Origin of the sequence: Portibacter marinus (assembly GCF_021533195.1) — a bacterium.
GTDB lineage: Bacteria > Bacteroidota > Bacteroidia > Chitinophagales > Saprospiraceae > Portibacter > Portibacter marinus.
In genome coordinates, this window is sequence record NZ_JAJNKB010000001.1 from 533,818 (window position 1) to 559,937 (window position 26,120).

19 protein-coding genes are annotated in these 26,120 nt (G+C 38.7%); 8 read left to right on the forward strand and 11 right to left on the reverse strand.

Going from position 1 to position 26,120, the window contains the following annotated elements:
- Positions 1-226: 226 nt before the first annotated feature.
- Positions 227-5,065, reverse strand: coding sequence for a translocation/assembly module TamB domain-containing protein (locus L2567_RS02275; protein WP_235296067.1), 4,839 nt, complete (start codon positions 5,063-5,065; stop codon positions 227-229).
- A 27-nt stretch (positions 5,066-5,092) separates the two neighbouring features.
- A complete protein-coding gene (folP, locus tag L2567_RS02280; protein ID WP_235296068.1) occupies positions 5,093-5,923 on the reverse strand; it encodes a dihydropteroate synthase in 831 nt (276 codons plus the stop codon).
- A gap of 276 nt (positions 5,924-6,199) precedes the next feature.
- Between folP and L2567_RS02285 the strand changes: the two genes are divergently transcribed.
- Positions 6,200-7,516, forward strand: a complete 1,317-nt coding sequence (locus tag L2567_RS02285) for a peptidoglycan DD-metalloendopeptidase family protein (RefSeq protein ID WP_235296069.1) — start codon at positions 6,200-6,202, stop codon at positions 7,514-7,516.
- A 52-nt stretch (positions 7,517-7,568) separates the two neighbouring features.
- On the opposite strand, the gene L2567_RS02290 is transcribed toward L2567_RS02285, so the two are convergent.
- Genes L2567_RS02290 through L2567_RS02305 form a run of 4 tightly spaced genes read right to left on the reverse strand, consistent with a single transcriptional unit; the run spans position 7,569 to position 10,134 of the window.
- Positions 7,569-8,621 carry a sensor histidine kinase gene (locus L2567_RS02290; protein WP_235296070.1) on the reverse strand — a complete coding sequence of 351 codons (1,053 nt, stop codon included), beginning with the start codon at positions 8,619-8,621 and terminating at the stop codon, positions 7,569-7,571.
- Positions 8,621-9,301 (reverse strand): response regulator transcription factor, encoded by a 681-nt coding sequence (locus tag L2567_RS02295; protein ID WP_235296071.1) that lies wholly within the window; start codon positions 9,299-9,301, stop codon positions 8,621-8,623. Before L2567_RS02295 ends, L2567_RS02290 begins: the two co-directional genes overlap by 1 nt.
- Before the next feature lie 4 nt (positions 9,302-9,305).
- Complete coding sequence (locus tag L2567_RS02300) at positions 9,306-9,665, reverse strand: DUF4296 domain-containing protein (RefSeq protein WP_235296072.1); 360 nt, start codon at positions 9,663-9,665, stop codon at positions 9,306-9,308.
- Positions 9,637-10,134 (reverse strand): SixA phosphatase family protein, encoded by a 498-nt coding sequence (locus L2567_RS02305; RefSeq protein ID WP_235296073.1) that lies wholly within the window; start codon positions 10,132-10,134, stop codon positions 9,637-9,639. The genes L2567_RS02300 and L2567_RS02305 overlap by 29 nt, the downstream gene beginning before the upstream one ends.
- A 123-nt stretch (positions 10,135-10,257) precedes the next feature.
- Between L2567_RS02305 and L2567_RS02310 the strand changes: the two genes are divergently transcribed.
- Together L2567_RS02310 and L2567_RS02315 are read left to right on the forward strand one after the other, a co-directional pair.
- On the forward strand, positions 10,258-11,919 hold the full coding sequence (locus L2567_RS02310) for an SWIM zinc finger family protein (protein WP_235296074.1): 1,662 nt from the start codon (positions 10,258-10,260) through the stop codon (positions 11,917-11,919).
- A 1-nt stretch (position 11,920) separates the two neighbouring features.
- A complete protein-coding gene (locus L2567_RS02315) occupies positions 11,921-12,427 on the forward strand; it encodes a YfiT family bacillithiol transferase (protein ID WP_235296075.1) in 507 nt (168 codons plus the stop codon).
- On the opposite strand, the gene L2567_RS02320 is transcribed toward L2567_RS02315, so the two are convergent.
- Genes L2567_RS02320 through L2567_RS02335 form a run of 4 tightly spaced genes read right to left on the reverse strand, consistent with a single transcriptional unit; the run spans position 12,424 to position 19,066 of the window.
- Positions 12,424-15,441: an AAA family ATPase gene (locus L2567_RS02320; RefSeq protein WP_235296076.1), complete on the reverse strand. Its 3,018-nt coding sequence runs from the start codon at positions 15,439-15,441 to the stop codon at positions 12,424-12,426. The genes L2567_RS02315 and L2567_RS02320 overlap by 4 nt on opposite strands.
- Positions 15,431-16,651, reverse strand: a complete 1,221-nt coding sequence (locus L2567_RS02325; RefSeq protein ID WP_235296077.1) for an exonuclease SbcCD subunit D C-terminal domain-containing protein — start codon at positions 16,649-16,651, stop codon at positions 15,431-15,433. The genes L2567_RS02320 and L2567_RS02325 overlap by 11 nt, the downstream gene beginning before the upstream one ends.
- Positions 16,648-17,355: a DNA alkylation repair protein gene (locus tag L2567_RS02330; RefSeq protein WP_235296078.1), complete on the reverse strand. Its 708-nt coding sequence runs from the start codon at positions 17,353-17,355 to the stop codon at positions 16,648-16,650. The genes L2567_RS02325 and L2567_RS02330 overlap by 4 nt, the downstream gene beginning before the upstream one ends.
- 28 nt (positions 17,356-17,383) lie before the next feature.
- Positions 17,384-19,066 (reverse strand): DUF6909 family protein, encoded by a 1,683-nt coding sequence (locus L2567_RS02335; protein WP_235296079.1) that lies wholly within the window; start codon positions 19,064-19,066, stop codon positions 17,384-17,386.
- Between the two features lie 114 nt (positions 19,067-19,180).
- Here L2567_RS02335 and pgmB point away from each other — a divergent pair, with 114 nt between their 5' ends.
- Genes pgmB through L2567_RS02350 form a run of 3 tightly spaced genes read left to right on the forward strand, consistent with a single transcriptional unit; the run spans position 19,181 to position 23,541 of the window.
- Entirely contained in the window at positions 19,181-19,843 is a 663-nt protein-coding gene (gene pgmB / locus L2567_RS02340; protein ID WP_235296080.1) for a beta-phosphoglucomutase, read from the forward strand.
- The gene (locus L2567_RS02345) at positions 19,840-22,152 is read left to right on the forward strand and encodes a family 65 glycosyl hydrolase domain-containing protein (RefSeq protein ID WP_235296081.1); all 2,313 of its coding nucleotides are present in this window, start codon (positions 19,840-19,842) and stop codon (positions 22,150-22,152) included. The genes pgmB and L2567_RS02345 overlap by 4 nt, the downstream gene beginning before the upstream one ends.
- On the forward strand, positions 22,153-23,541 hold the full coding sequence (locus L2567_RS02350; RefSeq protein ID WP_235296082.1) for an alpha-amylase family glycosyl hydrolase: 1,389 nt from the start codon (positions 22,153-22,155) through the stop codon (positions 23,539-23,541).
- A gap of 139 nt (positions 23,542-23,680) precedes the next feature.
- Here L2567_RS02350 and L2567_RS02355 read toward each other — a convergent pair whose 3' ends face one another.
- Positions 23,681-24,595: a hydroxypyruvate isomerase family protein gene (locus L2567_RS02355; protein WP_235296083.1), complete on the reverse strand. Its 915-nt coding sequence runs from the start codon at positions 24,593-24,595 to the stop codon at positions 23,681-23,683.
- 93 nt (positions 24,596-24,688) lie between these two features.
- Here L2567_RS02355 and L2567_RS02360 point away from each other — a divergent pair, with 93 nt between their 5' ends.
- Both L2567_RS02360 and L2567_RS02365 read left to right on the forward strand, forming a co-directional pair.
- Entirely contained in the window at positions 24,689-24,997 is a 309-nt protein-coding gene (locus L2567_RS02360; protein ID WP_235296084.1) for a potassium channel family protein, read from the forward strand.
- A complete protein-coding gene (locus L2567_RS02365; protein WP_235296085.1) occupies positions 24,994-26,100 on the forward strand; it encodes an Sb-PDE family phosphodiesterase in 1,107 nt (368 codons plus the stop codon). The genes L2567_RS02360 and L2567_RS02365 overlap by 4 nt, the downstream gene beginning before the upstream one ends.
- Positions 26,101-26,120: the final 20 nt, after the last annotated feature.

A 26,120-nucleotide genomic window follows, 5' to 3' on the forward strand; every position in this document is an offset into this window, starting at 1 on the left:
CAGAATGAATAAGCTCTTTACTAGGGTTAAAGGTGCTGGACCTTTAGATGCTTCAACCACCATTCAGTGAGGCGAACATAATGGTGTAAAGGCAATTAGGGTTAACAAGGTTTTAGGTTTTAATGTATTAACAATTTAAATATAATAAATTCTAAATTGTGTGACTACCAAAATCCGACCTTCGGTGTTATAAATAGTACGAACGGCAAATAAATATCTACTTCGGTTACTTTCCCTCGGTATTCACTTGAGCCTCTTGCTTGATGGCTTTGGCAAAGGCAAAAAGATCATTGAATTCCTTGCGATAAGCAATCCCAATCCCGGACTGAATTTTACGAGTTCTCGAGGCGTCATAGTCCGATCTGGCATAAAGATTAAGTTTCAGCCGTCTATCTTCAGTGATATAATATTCCACCACAAAGTCTGGTGCAAAATATGTCCCTACATCGAATACGCTATTAACCACGTAGCTTCCACCCAATTGAATATTCCACTTGTCTTCATCAAAGCTGGATACAAAATTGATGTCATATTCATCAGGTAACAGGAAATTCGTGCTCTGAGCAATGCCAATGGGGTTTTTATTGGCAGACAAATTGACATCCACACCTGTAAGATAGCCATTACCTTGCAATGCCTCATCGAACAAACTGGATAGTAGAATAGAAAATTGATTGGATACGAACTCACTGATGGTACTGTAGCCCGTTCCAATTAAATTATTGCTATTCAAAATATTGTTTCCAACTTGATTAGAGTTAGTGGGTAAAAATGTTCTAAGCAATATCAATCCAAAAACCTGATCATTATACGCATCCTGATTCAATTCCAGTGTTCTTAATTTTCCTTCAGTCAGGGGTTTTAGTTCACCCACTAAATTCGGAAACGAAATATCAAAATCAATGTCCGGTTGAGACATGGTTCCTCCGAGATCCATCGTCAACGAAACGTCAGTTCTTTGCTTGGCCAGATCAGCAATCCTATTTGATCCTAAGCCATCAGGACTTTGAGGTATGTATTCTTCCAAAAATATGGTCAAGGGTGCTTGTATGTCCCGATAAGTAGCCTCAATATTGAGATTAGCATCTAATGGATCTCCCCTCCATTCAATACTTCCACCATCTTGAATGTTAAAAGACTTATTGACCAATAAGGATGGTATAGTAAATAAATACTGTCCACTTACCACCTCGTAGTTTCCATTCATTTCAAACTGACCTTCCTGATTGATCGTCAGACGTATAGCTCCTCTTCCTTCACTCTCCAGTATGTCTTTAGCTGTTTCATCAAACAATATAACCACTCGTGCATCCTCAGTCACATTAACCTTCATATCGAGACTCAAACCATCCAAATTGATTTCGCCTCTGTCAATGCGCCTTTCTTCTTTATTATAATCAATGATCTCAATAAAATCAGTCGTGTATTCTTCCGCAGTATATTCTACAGGTAAATTGAGTTCTGTATCCCGACCGGTGGTAGCCGTAACATCTATGACAATGGCCTCAAAAGGCCCTGTGAAGTTGACGATTATAGCCCCCTGTGCAAATCCATAATAAGACGGATTATCATCTTTAGTGGTATTGAGTGCAATGAACTGTTCAGAACTGATGGTTAAATCCAGTGAAAAATCCCGAAAAGCTGAATGCCTCATTCCACCCCTTACTGTTGCCTTTTGATTTCTGGAATCTATCAGGACGCCGTCTGTGAAATCAATAAATCCATCTGTAAACTTGACTTTATTTTCTCCAATTTTATATCGTGTCCCCAAATAATCTACTTTAGCTTTACCATTTACTATTTCTGCCTCTCCATTTAATTCCGGATAAGCCAACTTACCATGGTATTTAGCGCTTGCATTAAATTGACCATTGGTCTCAGACAAGCCATCTGTGATGATGTACTCCAGCAAATCCAACGGATAATTATTGATGCGCAAGTCCCCACTATTCTCTTTCAGGCCGATGTCATAATTTCCATCTAAACGTAGGTTTTTATTCTTGTCATAGGCCACCAATTCATAACTTACCGGTTCATCTAAATGATTGGTTCTTGCTTCCAGATTAACCCTTCCGAACTCATGATCTTCGAAGCCAAAGGAAGGTATATTAATTGATGCGTTGATGCCTCTAAATTTGAAAACGTCTTCCACTTCTATAGCACCATCAATGTTTCCACGAAGTCGGGCATTCGTCAACCTATTGAAGAAAGCTGTATTGAGAGACTTAATGTTAACCGCTACCCCTTTCTCGTTAATATCATCGAAACTTAATGCTCGTTGACCGTCAGACAAGACCAGATCATCAATTGAAATGTAGTCCGTCCCAAAAAGAATATTATTATCTTGATTAAACTTCCAGGAACTGCCAAATGCTTCGAAACTGGTATTCTCAAATCGAACTTTGAACAAATCACCTTCTGTCTTCAAAATACCATTGACATAAATATCCGTAAAACTATCTAAAAGCTCTGCACTGGACACGGTGAACTGCATCTGTTCTTCTCTTGCAATGGCCTCCACTTTAACAGGTGAGAATTCCACATTGCTTATATTAGCATATTCTACCACGAGATTCAAGGTTCCTACATCAGATTGAGCAAATAAGTCACCCACTATTCCTCCAAATACATTGCCATTTACTTCCAAGAATGGAAAACTGATGTCTAATGCACTTCTATTGGTCTCATCGCTGATTCTACCCAGAACAGTGGCATCTCTTATGAAAATGGATTCACCTAAAAGAACCTCAAAAATATCTTCGGATTCTCTAATCGTTAAGTCAATATCAAAATCATATCCGGGACTGGGTTCAGGATATCTAAAGTGAGTAATTTGTTGGGTGAAATTTGGATAATTGGTTTTTAAACTAGACAAGAAGGCGTCCGGCAACTCTTCCAATTTAAATGTTCCATTGAGTTCAATGTCTGCAAGTGAAGATTCCAGTTTAAAATTTCTTCTTTCCGGATAAGCTCCTTTAGCTGTCAGATCAAAACTATCCAGTCTAAATTCATTTCCATCCTTATAAAATATAAAGGAAGTACCTGAAGCAATACCCTGAGCATTATTAATATCTGTACCATTAGCATTGATATTCAAGTTCCCTTCAAGGGCAAAATCATCCTCCAGTATGTTTAACTTTTTCAATTTTAAAGCATTCACATCTGCGATAAAATTATAGACCGGAATAGAATCTGTAAAATCAATGGTTCCGCTGAAGTCCAGGTCGATGTTCGGGTCAGATATCAAAAAATCACCATCAAACAAATTTTGCTCGAACTTCCCTTCCATGCTGAAATCCCTGTAGATATAATCCCTGTACTCCAGTTGGTTTACATTAGCTTGTAATTCAGCATATACCGACTCCAATCTGAGTCCTTTTCCATCTGCTACCTCCGCTTCCATTTCCAGAATACCAAATTGATCATTTCCCGACCATTGGGCCAGGTCGAATTCTCGTAATTCCACTGCCCCTGAATACTGTGCGTTTTCACTTCCTTCTTTCAAATCCAGTCTCATGTCCAGGTCGGCATAGCCTAAGTCAGAACTCAGGCCTCCATATGCTACAAAGTCCTGGAAATAACCATCAAATCTTCCGTCAAACTTCAATCGCCCTAACTTGTAGAAGTTAGGAGGTGGGGTGAATCCCGGGATCAGTTCACTAAGGGTTGCAACCGTCATAGAAAATTCCTTGAGATCCAGGTTTAATAAAGCATCATCAACATCGGCAAGATTTCTCGAGATCATCCGCCCTTTTACGGATAATTCTTCACCCACATTAATGGTGATGTCCGGAGTAGAAAGGCTATTAACCCTCCCCACTACCTGGCCATTAAGAGAGATCTGCCTTTTCAGATTCCTGGTAAAAAATTCACTCTTTTTCATTGCGGGCGCAAAATATAAGAGTTCACCGATTCCCACTTTACTATTGGCAATATTACCTTCCATGATGACTCTGTTATTAAAGTCATTGAAATCCTTAATATTTCTAAACTTGAAAATGAGGTTGTCCCTGATGACACTGTTATCTGTTTCAATTTTCAGTCCTTCAAAGATCATCTTTCTTGAGCTTAGAGAAAATTCCTCACATATAAAATCATTGATATGAATCTGTTCGTCCTGGGATACGAGACTCCCTTTTTCGATTTTTGTAGAAATCTCAGCCATGGAATTCGTATAAAAATTCGTTGCTTCTATACTGATGTTATCGGCAAGTATCCTAGCAGGATCAAATTCTTTTGCAACTCCGTGAAGTTGTCTGGTCAGATCTCTTTGAGCAAACTCGCCGTTTATGATTTTAAGATTTTCTACATACAGATCAAAAGTATCTGGAATTGAATATATGCTGTCTTGAACCCTTATCTCTTCTATTCTTTCTTCTGATGGAATTTTTTCAAAAAAGGTAAGATCGAATTTCATTCCATCTGCATCTAAATCTGATATATAAAAGTCCTGCTTTTGCAGGTTAATGCTGTCTATCGATATGACGGCCTTATTCAATAGCAAGTAACGCTGTTCGCCTTTGATACTATCGATATAAGTGTACGTAAAATCATGCAAAATTACATCATCTACATTGAGATTGAATGGTGGAGGATTGCCCGCAACACCTGTCTGCTGTACAACATCTTTCTTCTGAAATAGATCCGCTAACTTGTAATAGGTGGGTGCATTTCCTCTTACATCGCTGAAAGACAATCCACGCAGTTCTATTTGATTGATATTGGCTTTGCGACTAAATAATGATAAAAGGTTATCGTCAAGTCCAGCATTTAGCGAAGTTGCATACAAAACGGTATCTCCACTAAATTCATTGCTGATTACAAAGTCCTCCATGACCAGACCTTTGAATACGTTCAACTTCACTTTTCCAACTTTCACATCGCCATTTATCGATTGCGATATTCTGCTGGCCAATTTATCAACCATAAAGTTTTGTACAGCAGGTACATAAAGAATTAAAGCAATCGTGAAGAGTAGAAAGAGCAACAAGGAAAGGGCATACATAAGCAGTCTTGACCACCATGTACTCTTACTTTTACCCTGTCCTTTCGGTTCTTCTTTCATTCAATAATAAATCGAAAAATTTCGGTGCTATTGATTTTTAAGCAACTTATAAACACCAATTACTTCCTTCGCTTCTTTAACGTCGTGCACCCTCAGTAAATTGGCACCCAATTCAAGTGCTTTTAAATGTAACGCAGAAGTAGCGTTTAAAGATTCCGAAGAATCAATATTCAAGGGTTTGTAAATCATTGATTTTCGGGACACCCCCACTAAAATTGGACACTCAAGAATTTTAAAAACCTCAATGTGATTGAACAGCTCGTAGTTTTGTTTGACCGTCTTTCCAAAGCCAAAACCCGGATCTATGATAACATCATTGACTCCACAATCTCTCAATAGTCGTAACTTCTTGATGAAGAATTGCAAGACTTCAGATGTGACATCTTCATAGCTTGGATGATTCTGCATATCTGTCGGAGTACCTTTCATATGCATTAATACATAAGGCGTTTTGGTTTCCGAAATGACGTCCAAGAGCTGTTGATCCAATTCAAAAGCACTGATATCATTCAGGATACCCGCACCCATTTCGATGGCTTTTCTGGCGACAAAGCTGTGATAGGTATCTATTGAAATAGGAATCTCAGGAAAATTATGTATCACTTCCCTTAATGTGGGCTCTAATTCACTCCATTCTTCCTCTGCCTCCTTCAGCTCTGCACCAGGCCGGGAAGAAGCAGCACCAATGTCAATGATATCCACGCCTTCACTTTGCATTTCACCCACCATCTCCATGGCTGCGTCAATGGACTGTACCCGAGATGCGCGATAAAACGAATCTGTGGTGACATTGACCACACCCATTATCTTGGGGTAATCGAATGACAGGAGCCTACCGTGGATGTTGATTGATTTCATGCAGTGTGCGAATTTAAATAAAATATTGCAGTAATGAAGTAGGGTGAAAATGACACTTAGCTGTCATTAAGTAGTTGTGAATAAGATCATAACACCAAAACAATATTGCGCTAAGTATAATGTTCATTGCTATATTTGCGTTCAATAAACGGTTCTAGACTCAGAAAAACAAATTATAAATAATTATCATATATATAATGCTTTATATTTGTTATTTGTGTTGAAAAACTTAAATTTATCGCTGTAAGAGCAGCAGCCTATTAAAAAACGGATGGAGTGAGCAATATCAATAAGAAAAGAAAAACCTTCTACAATCTGGTAGGTGCCCTGATCATTTTGGGTACTCTTATCACAGCCTACAATTTTATAGATCTTGATCAAGTGATAGAAAGTGAGCCCGTCACACCTGAAGAAATGATAACTTCAGAGTCTTTAAAATATGGCTTCGATGAACAATTGTATACCGTAGAGGACCATGTTTTGTTTCCCAATCAATTCCTTGCAGATATTTTAATGGGGTATGATATTCCACTGCCTAAAATCTTCGAACTGGAAAATAAGGCCAAGGATGTTTTTAGCGTCAGAAACATTCGAGCTGGGAAGAAATATGCTATTGTGCGAAGCGATAGCTGCTCAGCTGCTGAATACTTTGTTTATGAGCCCGATCCATTTCGGTACGTGGTTTACGATTTAAGAGACAGTGTTGATGTTCAGATCGTTGAACGAGAGGTGACCACTTCCGTGGAAACAACTGCTGGTATTGTACAGTCTTCTCTTTGGCTGTCTATGAAAGAACAAGGTCTCAGTCCTATGTTGATCGAGAAAATGGAAGATGCGCTGGCCTGGTCCATTGATTTTTATCATATTCAGGACGGCGATCGATACAAACTCATGTTTGAAAGAAAGTATATAGAAGGTGATCCGGTGGGAATTGGCAGATTACTGGGTGCTTACTACAAGAATTCTGACAATGAGTACTATGCTGTCTATTTTGAAAATGACGAGTATTCAGGTTTTTATGATTTGGAGGGTCGTCCTACTAAGAAAGGGTTTTTAAAATCCCCGGTCAAAGCCTCAAGAATAAGCAGCAGCTTCAACATGAATAGATTACATCCGATCTTAAAGCGTAGAAAACCGCATTTAGGAACGGATTATGCGGCACCATATGGTACTCCTATCCTTGCGGTCGGAAATGGTGTGGTAACCAAAGCTGGATATACAAAGGGCAATGGCAAATACGTTAAGATCAAGCATGATAAGACTTATTCAACCCAATATTTGCACATGCAAAGATTCGCAGCCGGGATTAAACCAGGTGTTCATGTAAAGCAAGGGCAAGTAATAGGACATGTTGGATCCACAGGTCTTGCAACGGGACCTCATGTGTGTTTCCGATTCTGGAAAAATGGCAGACAGGTTAATCACCTGAAAGAAAATTTTCCTCCTCCTGAACCTATGCCAAAAGAACAACTTCCTGAATTTTTCGAAACCCGAGATCACATTATTGAGCAGTTGGACCACGTTCACTTCAAAGATGAATCTCAGATTTCAGAGAATCAGCCCGAAACGACTGTTATTAAACTTCGTTCTTAGTACAACACCTACTTTAGTCCTGACCACTTATGTGGGCCCTCTTCCTACTTACTTAAGCTTTTGCAATGGTAAAGCCGAAGGTAGATCCTTCACCTTGCTTACTTCTGACATTAATGGTTTGATTATGTGCTTCTACGATGTGTTTGACAATAGCAAGACCTAAGCCGGAACCACCAACATCCCTGGATCTTGATTTATCGACTCTATAAAACCTGTCAAAAAGATGATTCAGGTGTTTTTGTTGTATGCCGATCCCGTTGTCACTTACTTCGACCAAAATATATTCTTCGAGATCAAAAAACTCAATATTTGTTGTTCCCTTCTCTCTTCCATATTTAATGGAATTAAAAATGAGGTTGTTATACACCTGACGAAACTTCTCTCGATCTCCTTTCACTTGAAAATTAGGTGCCTTGGTATCATATTTTAACTTGATCCCCTTTTGTTTGGCTTGCACTTCAAGGTCCATAATCACCTCGTAAGTCAATTTCTTAAGATCAAAAACTTCAACTTCCAATGTATCACTTCCTGACTCTAATTTAGATATGACCTCCAGATCTTCTACAATAGTGATGAGTCGATCCACATTTATAGCAGCCCGATTCAAGAATCTTACATTCACGTTCTTGTCTTCCAATCCCCCTTCAAGGAGGGTATGAATGTATCCTTGAATGGTAAAAATCGGTGTTTTTAATTCATGGGATATGTTTCCCACAAATTCCTTTCTATACTTTTCCAGTTCTTTTAAGTTCTTAATTTCTTCCTCTGTAAGATTGGCCCATTTTTTAACATCCGACTCTACGGATTTCCAAACATTCCCAGAAATCAAACTACTCTCGTTTTTAATATCGGACGATTTGCCAAATTTAGATTGTTGGATAATATTATAAATCAATCTTATTTTTTTAATCAGGTAGGTCACTATGAAGAATCGAACGATCAGATAGCAAATGATTAAACTTCCTAACCCTGAAACAACGAGCAATAGTACATTTAGCTCCAAGCCATTGATTAATGTAAAAACAACCTGAATGGCAACATTAAAAAGTGAAACAAAGACAGCGATATATATCGTGAGCGCTCTGGGGGAGAGATTCCTAAACATTAAAATTCGAATTTATACCCCACCCCTTTGAGCGTTTTGAAAAATTCAGGCCCTATTTTCTCTCGTAATTTCCTTATATGGACATCGATGGTTCTATCGCCCACGACTACTCCCCTGCCCCAAACCTTCTGTAAAATTTCTTCTCTTTTAAAAACTTTACCCGGACTGGAAGTAAGGAGCATCAGTAGTTCAAATTCCTTCTTAGCCATCTTTACCTTTTGACCGTGAATTCTAATATTGTATTTTTCAGTATTGATTAAAAGAGGACCGAATTTAAATTTTGTTTTAATCTTCTTCGTTTTCTTTTCATTTCTGCGTAACAATGCTTTCACCCTACTATTAAATACTTTAGGTTTTATGGGCTTTACAATAAAATCATCTCCGCCGGCTTCAAGAGCAGAAATCTGAGTAAAATCCTCACTTCTAGCCGTTAAAAAAGCAATCACAGTGTCCGAAAACTCAGGTTTCTCCCGCAACTGATAGCATACTTCCACCCCATCCATTTCAGGCATCATGATGTCAAGCAGTATCAAATCAGGAGAGAAATCAACTGCTTTTTCCAATGCTTCCTTGCCATTAGAAGCGGTCATGATTTTGTATTTTTCCTTCTCCAGATTATAACTTAACATTTCTAAGATGTCTGGTTCATCATCTACTAGAAGTATTCTGGATTTTCCCATTGGTTTAGTTTTGTTTAGGAGGTATTTGCATATTATCTTGCTTAGACTCCTTTTCTATATCCTGCAAAATATCAATCACTAAAGTATAAACTTCTGATTGCCTTGTCCGGTCTTGCATCAATAATTCAACTTCTTTCTTTATCGTTTCTTTGGGCACATCGTGAATAACGGAAAGTTTCTCTATAAAAACTTCACTTAAGCTATCCTGAAAAGATTCATTATACCGCTCTAAAGCTAATTCTGAAATGTGCATATCCGCAATGATTTTCGCTAATTTTTCGTCACTGAGTTCACTTTTGCCACTTTGACATGAGATCATTAAAACAAAAAAAGAATTAACGACTATACTTCTTAGGATATTCAAATGCGATTATTTTAGAATTTTCATTATTTAATGCTGCCCAATCCTTAACGTTACTTTCCACCAAGGTCATGCCACATGTGGGTACATTTTCCACGTCATACATGCCGAAATATTCTGCGATATAGGTCATTCCAGGATTATGTGCAAAAAGCAATACTGTATTCCATTCTGCTGGCAAACTCTGCACATGATCCATGATCGTACTTAGTGAACTATGATACAATGCGCGCTCTGATATCACCTGCTGTTCATTTAAACCAAAAGCATCGATAAAAAATTCAGCCGTTTGGTTTGTACGCCTGGAAGGACTTTTGATTATACCATCCACTTCAGGTATAATATCCTTTAATTTATTAGCCATTATTGGAGCATCTCTTCTACCTCTGTCATTCAATGGTCGGTCAAAATCAGTACTTGCCCCCGAGTTCCATGAAGACTTAGCATGCCTTATAAATATAATTTTTTTCACAATATGTACGCTCGTTATTGCCTTTGGTATATAAGATCACAAAGATAAAATAAAAAAAGTGATCTTTATGCTTCCGCTATCACCGAAAGGCTGTATTTTTAATGTTCTCACTTAAGTTTTAATATGGCTTTTTTACTAGAAAATTTTGATTTACACATTTCTCCTGAGTTGATAGCCCAAGGACAGAAACTCTATGAGAAAAATGCTGTGATTCATAAGGAAGAAGTCGAAAAGAATTTGTGGTCCTTCGAAGTGAGGGAGCGGAAAGTATATGAGATCGAAATTCTTGTATCTCCCAAAAAAGTCCTGAATTATTCTTGTGACTGTTCTAAATTTAAAGCCAATCAGGAATGCAAACATATCGCTTCCGCACTTTTTGATTTGAGGATGGCGAAAACTAAACCCATTACCAGAGGTCCTCAGGTAGTCAGATCAGTCCCAAAAAAATTGAGCATTCCGAATCTGCTCAATCAAATTGAACCAGATGACTTAAAAGTATTCATCAGAAATTATTCCAGAAAGAATAAAAAGTTTTCGACGGCCTTAAAGGCGAGCTTTGCTAGAAAAGTAGATATTGAAAATAATGAAGAAAAATATGAAGGCATTCTAAACAGCATCATTAAACCTGCAACCGAGGTTGATCATAAAATTTCACATCAAAGAATCCGACAATTTATATCTGTTGCAGATAAGTTTGATGCACAATTTGAAGATTCTATTTCACTCAAACAGTATACGGAAGCATTTTATATCATCAAAGCATTACTTAGCAAAGTCTCTTATGTGAATCATTGGACTGCAAGTGAGCATGAAGAAATACTCGACAAGGTAAGACATTTTCACAAGCAGTTTAGGCTGCTATTGGATATGCCAATTGCACCGTCTCTTCGTCGCAGCATTATTGATTTCGGGTCAGAACTAGCAGGTAGGTCTTACTATCATGTTACCCACGCAGAGCATAATCTGCTATTAATTTTACTCGATCCAGCTGGACTTCAGAGCAAGCGATCGAGACTTCAAGAGATTTTAATGTCGAAGTTAAATTCAGTGCTATTACATGATGGAGAACTTCAAAAATTGTGGATCATTCGTCAATATTATATCGAAAAAAATATTGACTTGAAAAAGACCACGGCTCCGGTTCTGAGTAGCCAAGCAGTTTACAGTATCGTGGATCGTCTTATGGAATTTAAGGCTTATAAAGGCTTGAAAAATTTCATAGAATTATTCGAGGTCAATGGGCATTTAAAGGATTCTTACTTGTCTAAATCATACATGAAGCTACTTTTGAAAATTGGGGATCAAGATGAAGTGATTGCTCACGCTCACGCTGGTTTATTCCTTTTCAAAGACATATTTTACTACCGGACTGTTCAACGCAAATTTCCTGAAAGCAGCTCGAACTTCTTTGAGAATATTCAGGAAAAAATTGCAAGTAAAAGATCTTTCGAATATCAATCTTTATATCTGGATTTGCTGGCTCATGATGAACGTACAGCAGAGTTGATAGACTATTTAATCGACAGCAGATATGCATTAAGACACATCTATGACAGAGCCGCATTTATCAAAAGAAATAGCAATCAATTATCCAAAGTTCTAATCAGATTATCTGATCAATATCTAAGTGAATATCTTGGAAAGGAAAGTTCAAATGAAATGCGCAAACTTCTGGTTTTTCTGAGAAAGAACAATTGGGAAAAGGAACTGAACACTTTACAACGCCACCTTTTAAAGGATTATGAAGATCGGCAAAGTTTACAAACAGAAATACAAGACTTTTAATATGAGTACAGATAAACTTAGATATCCGATCGGAGTTCATGTGGTCAAACCCTTTACGCCAGAAAGCAAAAAAGAAGCCATTCAAACAATTGCAGCGTTTCCTAAAGAAGTAAGAAAAACCTGCGCCAGTTTGTCTGAAGAAGAATTAAATCGCCCTTACCGTCCTGGAGGATGGACCAAGCGACAAGTGGTTCATCATTGCGCAGACAGCCACATGAATGCTTACATCCGCTTTAAGTGGGCACTGACTGAGGATACTCCTACGATTAAAGCATACAATGAAAAAGCTTGGGCTGAGCAACCAGACTACCAATCTTTTATAGGTCCGTCGATGCAATTGCTTGATGCACTTCATGAAAGATGGACATTGGTACTTAGAAACATGACCGATGACGACTTTCAGAGGTCATATTATCACCCTGAAAGGAATGCCGAAACCAACCTTGGAGAAAATTTACTTCATTATCAATGGCATTGCAAACACCATCTGGCACATATTCAGAGTTAGCTCGTAATTTCAATCGTACTATAGCCCTGTGCGTTCTTCTTCAGTTGTATCTGGGTCGTTATTCTTTCTTTTAAAGCTTCTACGTGTGAAATGACGCCCACTATCTTTCTGCTTTCTGATTGGAGTGATTCAAGAGTGGACATCGCAACATCCAAGGTTTCCTGATCCAAAGTTCCAAAACCTTCATCAATGAACAAGCTCTCCAGCGCTATATTCTTAGATGCCATATCAGAAAGGCTTAAAGCAAGGGCTAAACTGATGATAAACACCTCCCCACCTGATAAAGTGGTCACTGCACGCTCTATGTTTCCCTGGTAACGATCTATGATACTTAAAGTACCATCGTTCCCAGGCTTGTTTAGCAAATAACGATCTGTCAGGTCTTGCAGCCTACGATTCGCATGGGCCAGTAGATTTTTTAGTGTCAAACCTTGTGCAAAATTAGCAAAGACATCACCCTTGGCAGATCCAATAAAATCTTTCAGCAAAGCCCATTTTTCATTTTCCTTTCTCAAATGTGAAATCCGTTTTTGTCGCTCCTGCACTTGATCTCTTTTGGTCGCTTCCTGCTTTAGCATAGCTTGAAACTCTCCCAAAGAGGCACTTATCTTGTCTCGTTCCATTTCGCTCATTGTCAATTCTTGTCTCAATTGTTCCAAATCTTCATACTGCTTAGTATCTCTCAAAATCACTTGATCCAATTCTTTTTCAATCGATTGCTTTTCTGCAGTCATCATCAACTTTCGCTCATGCGCCGACTTCAATTCAGACCTTATTTTTTCTGCTTCCTCTTTCGACAGAAGTAACTTTGCTAATTCTTCAACCTTATGTAATCCTCTCTCCTGAATCTCTGCATTCAACTTCTTAGAAAGCTCAGATTTCTGCTTCTCGAAATTGACCATCGAACGTTTTCTATCTTCTATAAAAGCCTCAGCTTTATTGGACAAATTCACATGTTCCTGAATTTTCTGCTCAATTTTTTTCGATTCAACAGAGACCTGGTCGCCTTTAAATTTTGACTTCCGCTTTTGATCTAATTTCTTATAAGAATTAATGGTCACTCCTAGTTGATCATAAAGCGATATGATCTGATTAAGTAATTTCCAGTCCATTAAAGCAGAAAGCCCCTCTTCCTTTTTCAAAAGTAAAGCACGAACCTCTTTTAAATATGTTTCTGGATCTTCGAAATCTTCTCTTAGATCTTCTCGAACTTTATCAAATTGGTTCGTCAAGTCCTTTAATTTTTTGCGAGATGCATCGACCTGATCGGTATTCATTTTTAACCTGGCAATAAGCTGATTTATATTTCTAGAAAGCGTATTCCACTCTTGCTCTTGTACAGCAATACTTTTCTCTTTTTCTGAAATACGTTGAGATAACTCATCCTCTAATTGAAAATCGACATGATCGCTGTAAGGGTGTTCCAGAGAACCGCATAATGGGCAAGCTTCTCCATCTTTCAGTTCTGAACGAAGCTTTTCCAAGCTTGCAATTTTTATGGCATCTTCTTTTTGCTTCATCAGAAGCTTCATCTCTTGCCTGAAAGAATTTAAAAGTGCTGATTGTTTGTCAAACAAATTTTGTAGAGAAGAAAGCTGCCTGGAATCTATCTCACTTGCCTTCTGATTTACATTGATATCAAGTTCCAGTTCTCTCATGTTCTTTTCCAACTGAACCAACTTTTCCAACCGGGTGGTACGCTCGATCAATTTTTTGATCTCATGATGGACAGCCTGATGGTCATCTTCCTGGCTCAAACCAGCTTCAGAAAAAATGGTCTCTAATTTCACAAGATGTTCTAGAATTTGATTCTTAGCCTTAGTTGGATCTTTATCAAATTCAATATCTAAAGACAAGTCGGCGAGTTTTTGATTAATTTCAGTTCGCAAACGTTTGCCTTCTTGCAATGTGGCTTTTAGTTCATAATCATAGTCCTGTACTAATTTTTCGAAGTGCTCTTTTACGGAGACGTAGGTGTCTAGGTCCACTTGTTCATGAACAAATTCACTCATTTCTTTGAGTGCATCTTTCAACGCCAGTTGTGCTTTTGACAGCATCATCTGTTGATCCTTAATAAATAATTCGCTTTCTCTGATTCCCTGCTCGGACTTTTGGAATAGCGCGATTTCCTTTGCAAGTTTAGAAACTTCATCGTGAACATGCAGTGCAGCTTTCTGTCCTTTAAGATCTGTTAATCGAGCCTCACACAGAGCCAGTTCACTTTCCACAACCTTTAACTTTTTGCGAAGAACCTGCTGTCGTTCCTTTGTTTGAACCAAAGATGAAGTGAAGGTAATTTTCTTATCAAGAGAGCGTTTATATTCTTTTGCTTCTGAAAGTTCCTGCTCTAAATGCTTTAAGGATTCCTGATCCATTAATTTCATTTCTCCTACCAGATCTTCTTCAAATCTTAATAATCTTTTGATCTCCTTTGCTTTTTCATACGCTTTGGATCCTAATTTGCGATAAATGTCGGTGCCCGTAAGTTTCTCAAGCATTTCACCTCGCTCATTCTTATCAGATTTTAGAAATCGCGCAAATTCACCCTGAGAAAGAATAATCGATTTCACGAATTGATCGTAATTTAAACCGATGATCTCTGCATTTTTATCAGGCACTTGAGACTTCTTAATGTCAATGTAATTCCCTGAAGGATCAATCAACGACATTTCATAATCTTTTAGATTTCCTGTACGAGCGACTTCTACAGACCACGTAGAAATATATTTTAATCCCTCTACCTCGTATTCGACTTCAGCAGAGGCTGATTGGGCATGATGAGTAATGACAGATCCTTGATCCAGAATGGCATTTTTTGAGACTTTACCGTGTCTGGGAATCCTATTGTAAAGTGCCAATGTTATGACATCTAGTATGGTCGATTTTCCAGAACCTGTCGGACCTGTTATGGCAAAAATAGCAGTGGATGAAAGAGGCTCTCTTTCGAATGAAATTTCATGCGGCCCACCTTTCAGATTATTGATGTTGTAAAAAGTAATCCTTCTAATCCTCATCATTCATCATTTCCAACAATTCCGTAAATGCATTTCTCAAAATGGTCTGTTGCTTAGCGTCTAATTCTTCCGCTTCTATCTTTTTATTAAACACCTCAATAGGCGTTAACTCTTCAATGCTTACTGAAGGCTCAAACAGCTCTGAAATATCTTTCGCCCCTTTTTTAAATTCAATTTTATCCCTAATGATTTTAAAATAGGGGTTTTCCTGGAACTCCTGCTTGGCCTCTTCCCACTTGGAAATAATCATTGAACTAAATGACGGCTCTTTCAGAATCACCTCTATAAAAGCAGGCAAAGGGTGTGAAGACTCAAAATCATTCAACTCCCTATTCACTTCTTCAAAACTTCCTGTGATCCGAATCAATGCTCTTCGTTTCGGGACAGCGATCACTTGGGGTTCAGTAATCGCTTTATCACTAACTTCAAACAATACCACGCTTTTTAGGTCTTTCTTTTCTGAAAAACTTAATGCAATAGGGGAGCCCGAGTATCGGATGTATTCATTTTTGCCAATGATCTGAGGTCTGTGAATATGACCCAGTGCCACATAATCGAACACTTCAGGGAAAATCGCGGAATCTACTGCAGCCTCATTGCCCATATGGATATCTCTTTCACTATCACTCGGATCCGCCCCAATGGCATAAAGATGTCCCATGGCAATGCATGGAACTTCAGCATACTTTTCTGCGCAAATAATACCTAATTGCTCATAATGCCGTGCAATTCCTGCTCTAATCTCATCTGTTCTATTATTATATTGGTGCCTTTGATCGCGATGTCTTAAATCTTTGTCTTTAAGAAACGGTACAGCAGCTACGACTAAATTTAGACTTCCTTCAGCATCAAAAACCTCAATTATTTCATCTTCCATGTTTTCCGTAGCCTCACCGATCACACTAATATCCAGAGCTCCGAGAATTTCTTTGGGAGCATTGAGAAAGCCCGCTGAATCATGATTTCCACCGGTAATAATGATTTTGGTATCAGTATCAATCAACCTCTTCAGAAAGTGAAAATACATTTTACGATCTTCCGCTGAAGGATTGGCATAATCAAATATATCGCCTGAGACCAAAAGCAGTTGGATGTCGCGTTCAATAATGGTTTTGATCAACCAATCGAAGAAGGCTCTCAATTCATCCTGCATAGGAACTTTGTGCAGATTCTTCCCGATGTGCCAATCTGCCGTATGAATGATTCTCAACACTTCACAGTTTTCTTCTTGTATCCTATTTTACCCTTATCTGCCATTTTCTGAAGGTATTGAGGAATGAAAGGAACTTTACAGGCAGTTTCTCCCATATTGACCTTAACCTTACCAATTCTTTTTCCTGCTGCCATGGCCTCTTTTGTCAGTGCCTTAACAGATCCGCCAACTGCCAGGATAAAGTTGTTCTTAGCATAACTAACTCTGTCTTCTCTGTCATGAATATTTTCTTCTGCCCTTGACATTAATCTTCTCAGTTTATCTAAATCCAATTCATCATCGGGTTTCAATAAAACAATGTTAGACCATGTAGCCCACCCTGCTGAAGCAATATTTTCTTGTTCAGATTCAATCCACTCATCTGCAAGCTCCTCAGCATAGGGACTTTCTGCAGCTGCCCAGGCAACAGAGTACTCACTTATCATATACCAATAAGCCCCTTCCGCCCACTTCTGCAAGTCACTCTTGGTCATTTTGGATTCATCACTGATCAGCGCTGCGAGATACATGGCATCTGAATTTCCTGTCTCGTACAACGCCATGGCCAGTTCATGATCCTTCTTTACTTTTTTCACGATCTTTTTTAGATCTGCCACCTTGACTCCGTAGAAAGGTTCCCTCGCTCCATGATTCATGAGGACTTTCTTGGTTTGTGGATTACCCCATGACTCTAATTGAGTCATTACTTCCTCTACTGTCATTATTTTTTAGAAGACAAGATAAATAAAGCTATGCAAAAATCTTCTCCAGGATTTTGGAAGTTATCAAATAGGTGGGCTTAACACCACTGATGCCCAATGAACCTGAAGCCAATGTGCTTCCTGTTACCAATGGATTGTCAGAGGCATAATAGGCATAGCGGATTTTGACTTCTTCCGATATATTATTTCTGATGAGCGACGCAGCCTGAATGGCCTTCTGATAGTGTGCCCCTTCCATTTCGAGTCCTACTGCTTTCCATGAGGATTTAAGAAAGTATTGTAGTATATCTCTGTTCTGCAATGATGTACCCAGCACTGTAATCATTGTGCCTTGATATACTCCTAGCCCACTATCCTGAAAGTCTTCAGTGGTCAGATCGTTTTCAAAAGGATAATTATCAGCACTTCCTTCGAAGATATGAGCCGTGGCTATCATAATGTCTCCTTTCTTACCTTCCAGAATACCGGCCTTTCCCATAATATTGATCGATGCCACGTTCATTCGGTGTTTTTGACCATTGATTTCATATGGTTTGAGCAATTCATCCATGGTCTCGTAGGCTTGCTCCCCGAAAGCATAATCCATGACTACGATCACCTTATTATTTAGGGTTTCGGCATCAATATCTTTTCCTAATTCTTTAGGCAATTGGTCTGGCTTTAAATTGGCACAATCAATAATTTGCACGGATATGTTGGTACCACTTTGGTTATGAATCTCTATCATCCCATTAGCAAAAGCGTAGTCTCTGACCTTCACCCTTCCGGCACTACTGCTATTCAGTTCTAGTGCGATCTCTTCCAGTGACTTATTTTTTACCTTAGTACCTAATGCCCCATTCGCATAAAGTGTATTCATGACTGAATGCAGATTTGCACTGATAATGTGAATTTCCTTATGCTCCAATTGCTTTTCCCATATCGTCTTTTTGATCTGATTCGCCCATTCTTCTCCAAAAAAGTGATGCCCCAGTTTTTCACGAAGTGGAGAAGAAAAGCTGATTTCTCTGTCTATATCATCGAAAAACTCCTGCATGCTTAGTCTCCCTAGTTCATAAACAATTTCCACCAACGAATTGACATTTTTATCTTGCTCAAACATTTCTGCTGCAGCCATGGTCTCTTTAAATGTTCTGCCTAAAATGGCAGATAGATAAGTACACCCTACATTGGTATCGATCTCATTCCCAGCTCTCAGTTCCATGACCATGGCTTCCAACATATTCCAGGACCTTCTTTTTCTGTTTTTGGCATCCAGGCTATTAGCTCTGATTTTTTCGGCTTCTATGTACATAAAGGTTAGATGCGTTAAAACATCATAAATGTCACTTCTTCCTCTGGTCATCTCGATGTACATTTGCTCTTCGTCGATGCGATAGCAATTACGCCTTCGTTTACTCGGTACAATAGGTTCAAAGTCCGTGTCTTCTAATCCTTCTCTGCTGATCAACTTGATGTACCTGCATTGCTCAATTCCTTTGGGTAATCTTTGAAATATATAAAGCATACCATTGAGTTCGACTTTTTCAGAATCACTCATGCTGCCATAAATTTCAGGGTTGAGCGCCAGCATCGAACTGATCATTGATTCTCCAGAAACACCGAGCGGTTTATAACTCCCCCTGATGAAAAGATGTCTCATAGCCAGAGACAGTCTTTGTAAAGCAGCTCTTGAAATCTGAGCCCTACTTAGTCCTACTTCTTGTGTCATATGCTTTTGTGTTGCAAAAACAATTCCAATAACCAACGCTTACAGCACAAATTTAAAGCATCAATACTTGCCTTTCTCATCTAATGTGTTAAATTTACACTAAGTATGATAAATATGGATTGGAAGAAGAATATTAAGGGTGTTATTTTTGATTTAGATGGTGTTATTGTCGATACTGCCAAGTTTCATTATAAGGCCTGGAAGGCATTAGCAGACAAGCTGGGAATTGATTTTTCAGAAGAGCAGAATGAAAATCTGAAAGGAATGAGCAGAATGGATTCGCTCAATTATATTCTGTCTTTAGGTGAGTTGCAAAACATGCTGGAAGATGATAAGAGGAAACTAGCGGCCAGTAAAAATTTGTACTACCTGGAATTAATTGAAGAGCTTGATGAAAGTGACATTTTACCGGGTACCATGAATTGGATTCAAGAGTGTAAGCAAAATGGCATCAAAATCTCTTTAGGATCTGCAAGTAAAAATGCAAGAAGAATACTGGATGGTCTAAACCTAACGGATCACTTTGATGCTATTATAGACGGTACAAACACCACTGAAACGAAACCCCACCCACAGGTTTTTCTACTTGCAGCCAAAGCCTTGAATGTAGAGCCATCGGAATGCGTAGTCATCGAAGATGCCTATAAAGGACTTGAGGCAGCGCGAAAAGGTGGTTTTTATTCCATCGGGATTGGGGATCCTGAAATTCTAAAAATCGCAGATATCAATTTAACCAGTCTTGCTGATGAAAGCATGGACGTTTTAGAGCAATTATGAAAGATTATTTAATCGTACATCCGTGGAAGATCATCGAAGAAGGTTTTCATCCGGAGTTTAATAAAGTATCTGAAAGTATATTCAGTCTTGGGAATGGTCGTCTTGGGCAGAGAGCGAATTTTGAAGAACACTTTTCAGGTGAAACATTACAAGGCAACTATATCGGCGGTGTCTACTATCCTGATAAAACAAGAGTCGGTTGGTGGAAAAACGGGTATCCGGAGTATTATGCTAAGGTATTAAATACAGCAAATTGGAACATCATTGATGTTTATGTCAATGGCATTAGGGTAGACCTGGCCACCGCAAAAGTGATTGAATTTCATAGGGAACTTGACATGAAAGAGGGTGCCTTGCGCAGAACTTGTTGGATTGAATTAAGCGACGGCACACAATTGAAAATCTTTTCTGAAAGAATTAACTCATTAGAAAATAAAGAGTTAGGGCTAATTTATTACAAAATAAATGTAATTGAAGGAGCGGCTGAGGTGGAATGTAGAGCTGAAGTGGATTTCGATGTCAGAAATGAGGATTCTAATTACGAAGAAAACTTCTGGCATCAGTATAAAGCTGAGACCAGAAAGGATGTGAGCATAATTTCAGCGACCACGAAGAAAACAGGCTTTAAAGTAACCGTTGCCCAGAAGGTTCAGATACTACAGAACCACGTTGTTCAGTCTTTAACTCCATTGGAAGAAAGAGAGCGGCAGGTTGGTCATTTCGTCAAAACATCAGCAAAGAAAGGTGATGAAATCATAGTGACCAAATTCGTTTCCATGCTCTCTTCCCTTAATCATCCCAAGGAGGATATGAATAAGAACGCTTTAGAAGTACTCAAGTCGGCCTTTAACAACGGATATGACTATTATCTAAATGCGCAGAGACAAATTTGGAGTGATAAATGGAACGACATTGACATTACCATTCAGGGAGATGAAAGTGCTCAGCAAGGCATAAGGTTTAATATATTCCAACTTCATCAAACGTATTCCGGTGATGATTACCGATTAAATATCGGGCCTAAAGGATTCACAGGTGAAAGGTACGGCGGAAGCACTTATTGGGATACAGAGGCTTATTGTCTCCCCTTTTACATGAGTACCGCTGAACAATCAGTAGCGGAGGCACTGTTGATTTACAGATATAAACATCTTCAAAAAGCCATTGAAAATGCAGAAATGCTAGGCTTCAAGAATGGAGCTGCACTCTACCCTATGGTGACGATGAATGGTGAAGAATGTCACAATGAATGGGAAATCACTTTTGAAGAAATTCATCGAAATGGCGCCATTGCTTATGCCATCTATGATTATATCAATTATACCGGAGATGATCAATACATGGGTGAACACGGCCTGGAAGTATTGATAGCTATCTCTCGATTTTGGTCACAGAGAATTCATTTCTCCGAAAAGAGACAATTATACGTGATGATGGGTATTACAGGACCCAACGAATACGAAAACAATGTCAATAATAATTGGTACACGAACTATATTGCTTGCTGGACAATGCGATATACCATACAGTCCATTATAGGATTAAAAGAGGAAAACCCAAACCATTATCAAGCGATATCAGAGCGAATCAACTTTGACGAAGGAAAAGAAACAGCTCATTGGTTAGACATCATTGATAAGATGTACTATCCTTTTGATGAAGAATACCAAATCCATCTCCAGCAGGACAATTACATGGATAAAGAACAAATCCTGGTAAGCGAACTCGGAAAAGAAGATCTGCCCCTCAATCAGAACTGGTCATGGGATCGCATTCTAAGATCTTGTTTCATCAAACAAGCTGATGTGCTACAGGGACTTTTCTTCTTTCAGGATGAATTTGATCTCGAAACCATCAGAAGAAATTTTTTGTTTTACGAACCTCGAACTGTTCACGAATCTAGCCTTTCTCCCTGTATCCACTCTATTTTAGCGTCTAAGCTGGATATGCCCAGAAAAGCATATGAAATGTATGTGCGCACTGCAAGATTAGATTTGAACGATTATAACAATGATACTGAAGATGGTCTACACATCACATCTATGGCAGGAACATGGATGAGCATAGTTAAAGGTTTCGGTGGCATGGTGGTGAGAGATGGTGTACTGCATTTTGATCCCAAAATACCAGATCAGTGGAAGAGCTTTTCATTCAAATTAAAATTCCGAGGTTCTGTTGTACAGGTGTTTATATCAAATAACAGAACGGAATTCAAACACATTAGTGGACCAGAAATAAAGATCAAAGTGAAAGAAAAGGTACAATCACTTTCAAATAAACAAGATCAATACGAATTTGAAACTATATAAATGATGATAAAGATTAACCACTTATACCAGCTCCTATTCATTAGCATTTTTTTGACTGCTTGTGAAGTCAATAACGACAAACAAGAGATTGACTCCCATGTTGACTCAGAAGAAACCTATATTCCAGAATGGGCTAAGGATGCCAGTATTTATGAAGTAAACATGAGGCAGTTTACGGAAGAAGGGACCTTTGAAGCCTTCTCGAACCATCTGCAAAGGATTAAGGACATGGGAATCGAAATCATATGGTTGATGCCCATTCATCCTATATCGAAAGAAAAACGAAAAGGGACCTTAGGCTCACCCTATGCTGTAGCAGACTATAAAGCTGTCAACCCTGAATACGGCACGCTTGAAGACTTCGATGCTATGGTTAATAAAATTCATGATCTTGGAATGAAAGTCATCATCGACTGGGTGCCCAATCATACAGGCTGGGATAACGTCTGGATAGAAGAGCACCCTGAATGGTATACGAAAAATGATGAAGGAGAAATCATAGACCCTATCGACTATAACACGGGAGAATCATGGGGCTGGACCGATGTGGCAGATTTGAACTATGATAATCCTGAAATGAGGGCGGAAATGATCGAAACTTTAAAGTGGTGGATTAATGAGCGCAATATTGATGGTTTTAGAATGGATGTCGCCCATGGCGTTCCGGATGATTTTTGGAAGGCTGCCAATGAGGAGTTAAAAAAACAAGGAGATATTTTTCTATTAGCAGAAGGTGAAGTCCCTAAACAGAGAAATGAAGGAGGTTTTCATGCCGATTATGGATGGTCAGTCCATCATTTGCTCAATGAAGTAGCACAAGGAGAAAAGAATGCAGACGACATTTGGGCATATTATATGGAGGACACCAGCAAATTTGAAAAGGGTTACCATATGATGTTTACCTCTAATCATGACGAAAACACATGGGCCGGTACTGTATTTGACAGAATGGGAGATGCCCATAAGGCCATGGCAGTATTTACGGCCACTTTCGATGGCATGCCGCTCATTTATGGAGGGCAAGAAGAACCATTAAGGAAACAATTGGAGTTTTTTGAAAAAGATAATATCGGGTTCGAGAATTACGCTTATCAGGATTTCTATACGGACTTGTTGAAGTTAAAAAAGGAAAATGCGGCGTTGTGGAACGGTGAATATGGGGCTGCCCCTACCAGAATATCCAATGACCCGGATGTCCTTTTTTTCTATCGTGAGAAAGACGAAAACAGAGTCACCGTATGTATCAATTTCACAAATTCGAAAAAAACAATATCTTTAGCCGAAGATATCAGATCGCAGATGAACGAAATTGAAATGAGTGAATCAGCTGATCTGAGTGAAAATGAAATCGTGCTGAACCCTTGGGGATATATTATTTCCACAAACTAAATAAAAATTTGAGCAGGCGCAATGTGCTTGCTCGCTTTTAAAATAGCTGGTTTACAGGATAATTGGTGAACTCTGCTTGCAGAGGGTCATTTGACACCCAATAAATGCCAAATGGCATCTTTTAGCCTGTGACCAGTTTTTAGAAGCTATCGGATTCAACGTAAGCCTGAATCAATTTTTCTTCTCCTTCCTTGCCCTCATAAAAGTTTCCGTGTTCCATTCCTAGTATGTCATTGTACCCTTTGGAATGTATATACTTAAATACATTTTTATAATTGATCTCACCTGTGGTAGGCTCTTTTCTGCCTGGATTATCTCCAATTTGAAAATAGGCGATCTCATCCCAAGATTGTTCAATGTTAGGAATTAAATTTCCCTCTGTAATCTGTTGATGATAAATATCATATAGAATTTTGCATGAAGGACTATCTACATGTTTACAGATTTCATATGCTTGAGCCGATTTAGTCAGAAATAGTCCGGGATGATTCATAAAATTAAGAGGTTCTAAGACCATGACCAGCCCATGGGGTTCTAAGATCTCACTTGCTTGCTTTAAAGACTCTACTACGTTCTGAGTCTGGTAACCCATCTCCTTTCTAAGGTCCAGATGACCCGGAACGACAGTCATCCATTTAGCATTGACACGCTTGGCAACCTCTACCGATTTCTTAATGTAATCCAGAAATTCAGCCCTTAAATCCTCATCACCTCCGGCCAGATTGGGTTCATTCCAGTAAATTTTATGGGCAACGAATACACCCATATCCATTCCATTTTTCGCCAGGGCATCACCCATTTTCTTCTGAACATCTACATCGCGGTTAGACATCCCATTATCCTCAAAAGCACGAAATCCCATTTCTGCCATGAAATTGATCTGATCCACAGGATCACTACCTGCATGATGTTTAAACATCCCAAGATGTGGCGCATACTTTAGTTGAAAGTCATGCTTACCTCCAGACTTATTAAAAATTTCTTTGATTGAAAATCCTCCAACGGCCATTGGCGCAGCGAGTGTCGATGTTTGTATAAAATTTCTTCTATTCATTAGACTTACTTATGCCAATCAATATAAAGAAAATAATTTTACCCTAAATTAGAATTTACTTATTCCATCATTAATTAGTCAGAATCCGTCGTTATGCTATTTATTCAAACCATCATCTCATTCCTAAGAGATAAAGAATATCGTGATTTACTATTTACCTCCACTTTGATCATTATCATCGGAGGGCTTACTTATCATTATCTTGAAGGCTGGAATTTCATTGATTCGTTCTACTTTGCTATCATTACATTAACAACCATCGGTTATGGTGACTTTTCACCACAAACTTCCGGTGGCAAGATCTTTACTATGTTTTATGTATTGATCGGATTAGGAATGATACTAACCTTTATTCAAACCGTATATACGCATTATTCAGATATAAAAAAATCAAAAAAATGAAGTCACTTTATGTATTGCTATTCTTTTCATTAGCTACCCTGATCATCAAAGCCCAGGATACGGACCGAAAAATTCAATTCCCTGATGTGGAAGGCTTTAAAACCTTAAAAGTTGATCTCCACATTCATACTGTATTTTCAGATGGGTCAGTATGGCCCAATATCAGAATTCAGGAAGCGGTCAGGGATGGACTGGATGCCATTTCACTAACAGAACATTTAGAGTATCAGCCTCATAAGCAAGACATCCCTCATCCTGACCGAAACAGATCCTATGAAATAGCAGTGGAGCAAGCTAAACCGCATGACCTTTTAATCATTCACGGTGCAGAAATTACACGAAAAATGCCGCCAGGTCATTCTAATGCGCTCTTTATCGAAGATGCCAATAAATTGATGATCGAAGATTCATTGGAAGTATTCGCAGAAGCACATCGCCAGGGTGCATTTGTATTCTGGAATCATCCAGATTGGATTCAGCAAAGAGCAGATGGAGTTGCCAGAATGACGGACTTTCATCGACTTTTAGTAGAAAAGGACTACTTGCATGGAATAGAAGTTGTCAATGACTTAACCTACTCAGAAGAAGCATTAGAACTGGCAAAGAAAGAAGGCCTTACCGCCATCGGCACTTCTGATATTCATGGCCTGGTGGATTATCAATATAGATTGGCAGAAGGTGGACATCGACCTGTTACGCTGGTTTTTGCAGAAGAAAGAAGCATTCAGAGTATAAAAGAGGCTTTGTTTGAAGGCAGAACGGTAGCCTGGTACAATGATTTACTCATCGGAGAAGAGCAATGGTTAGATAAAATTATAGCATCTTCACTTTCTTTTGACAGTGAAGGATTCATCGGTCCTTCATCTGTGCTACAGGTCAAAGTCACCAACAATTCTGATGCAACCTATTTATTGAAAAATACATCTGACTATAGTTTGCAAAAGCATTCAGACATTGTGACCATCGCTCCTCATTCCGATAAATTACTATTAGTCAGAACTTTAGATCACGAAGGTGAGCAAATATCTTTAAGTTTCGAGGTACTCAATGCCATCAGTGGCAAAGATATGCATCCTGACCTGGATATTAATATTGATAAATAAACCGATCAATTTGTAAAGAA

Coding starts and splice junctions, on each gene's coding strand:
- L2567_RS02275 (WP_235296067.1), bottom strand. CDS start 5,065: ATGAAAGAAGAACCGAAAGGACAGGGTAAAAGTAAGAGTACATGGTGG.
- L2567_RS02320 (WP_235296076.1), bottom strand. CDS start 15,441: ATGAGGATTAGAAGGATTACTTTTTACAACATCAATAATCTGAAAGGT.
- L2567_RS02335 (WP_235296079.1), bottom strand. CDS start 19,066: ATGACACAAGAAGTAGGACTAAGTAGGGCTCAGATTTCAAGAGCTGCT.
- L2567_RS02315 (WP_235296075.1), top strand. CDS start 11,921: ATGAGTACAGATAAACTTAGATATCCGATCGGAGTTCATGTGGTCAAA.
- L2567_RS02310 (WP_235296074.1), top strand. CDS start 10,258: ATGGCTTTTTTACTAGAAAATTTTGATTTACACATTTCTCCTGAGTTG.
- L2567_RS02290 (WP_235296070.1), bottom strand. CDS start 8,621: ATGTTTAGGAATCTCTCCCCCAGAGCGCTCACGATATATATCGCTGTC.
- L2567_RS02350 (WP_235296082.1), top strand. CDS start 22,153: ATGATGATAAAGATTAACCACTTATACCAGCTCCTATTCATTAGCATT.
- L2567_RS02355 (WP_235296083.1), bottom strand. CDS start 24,595: ATGAATAGAAGAAATTTTATACAAACATCGACACTCGCTGCGCCAATG.
- folP (WP_235296068.1), bottom strand. CDS start 5,923: ATGAAATCAATCAACATCCACGGTAGGCTCCTGTCATTCGATTACCCC.
- L2567_RS02295 (WP_235296071.1), bottom strand. CDS start 9,301: ATGGGAAAATCCAGAATACTTCTAGTAGATGATGAACCAGACATCTTA.
- L2567_RS02345 (WP_235296081.1), top strand. CDS start 19,840: ATGAAAGATTATTTAATCGTACATCCGTGGAAGATCATCGAAGAAGGT.
- pgmB (WP_235296080.1), top strand. CDS start 19,181: ATGGATTGGAAGAAGAATATTAAGGGTGTTATTTTTGATTTAGATGGT.
- L2567_RS02360 (WP_235296084.1), top strand. CDS start 24,689: ATGCTATTTATTCAAACCATCATCTCATTCCTAAGAGATAAAGAATAT.
- L2567_RS02330 (WP_235296078.1), bottom strand. CDS start 17,355: ATGACAGTAGAGGAAGTAATGACTCAATTAGAGTCATGGGGTAATCCA.
- L2567_RS02365 (WP_235296085.1), top strand. CDS start 24,994: ATGAAGTCACTTTATGTATTGCTATTCTTTTCATTAGCTACCCTGATC.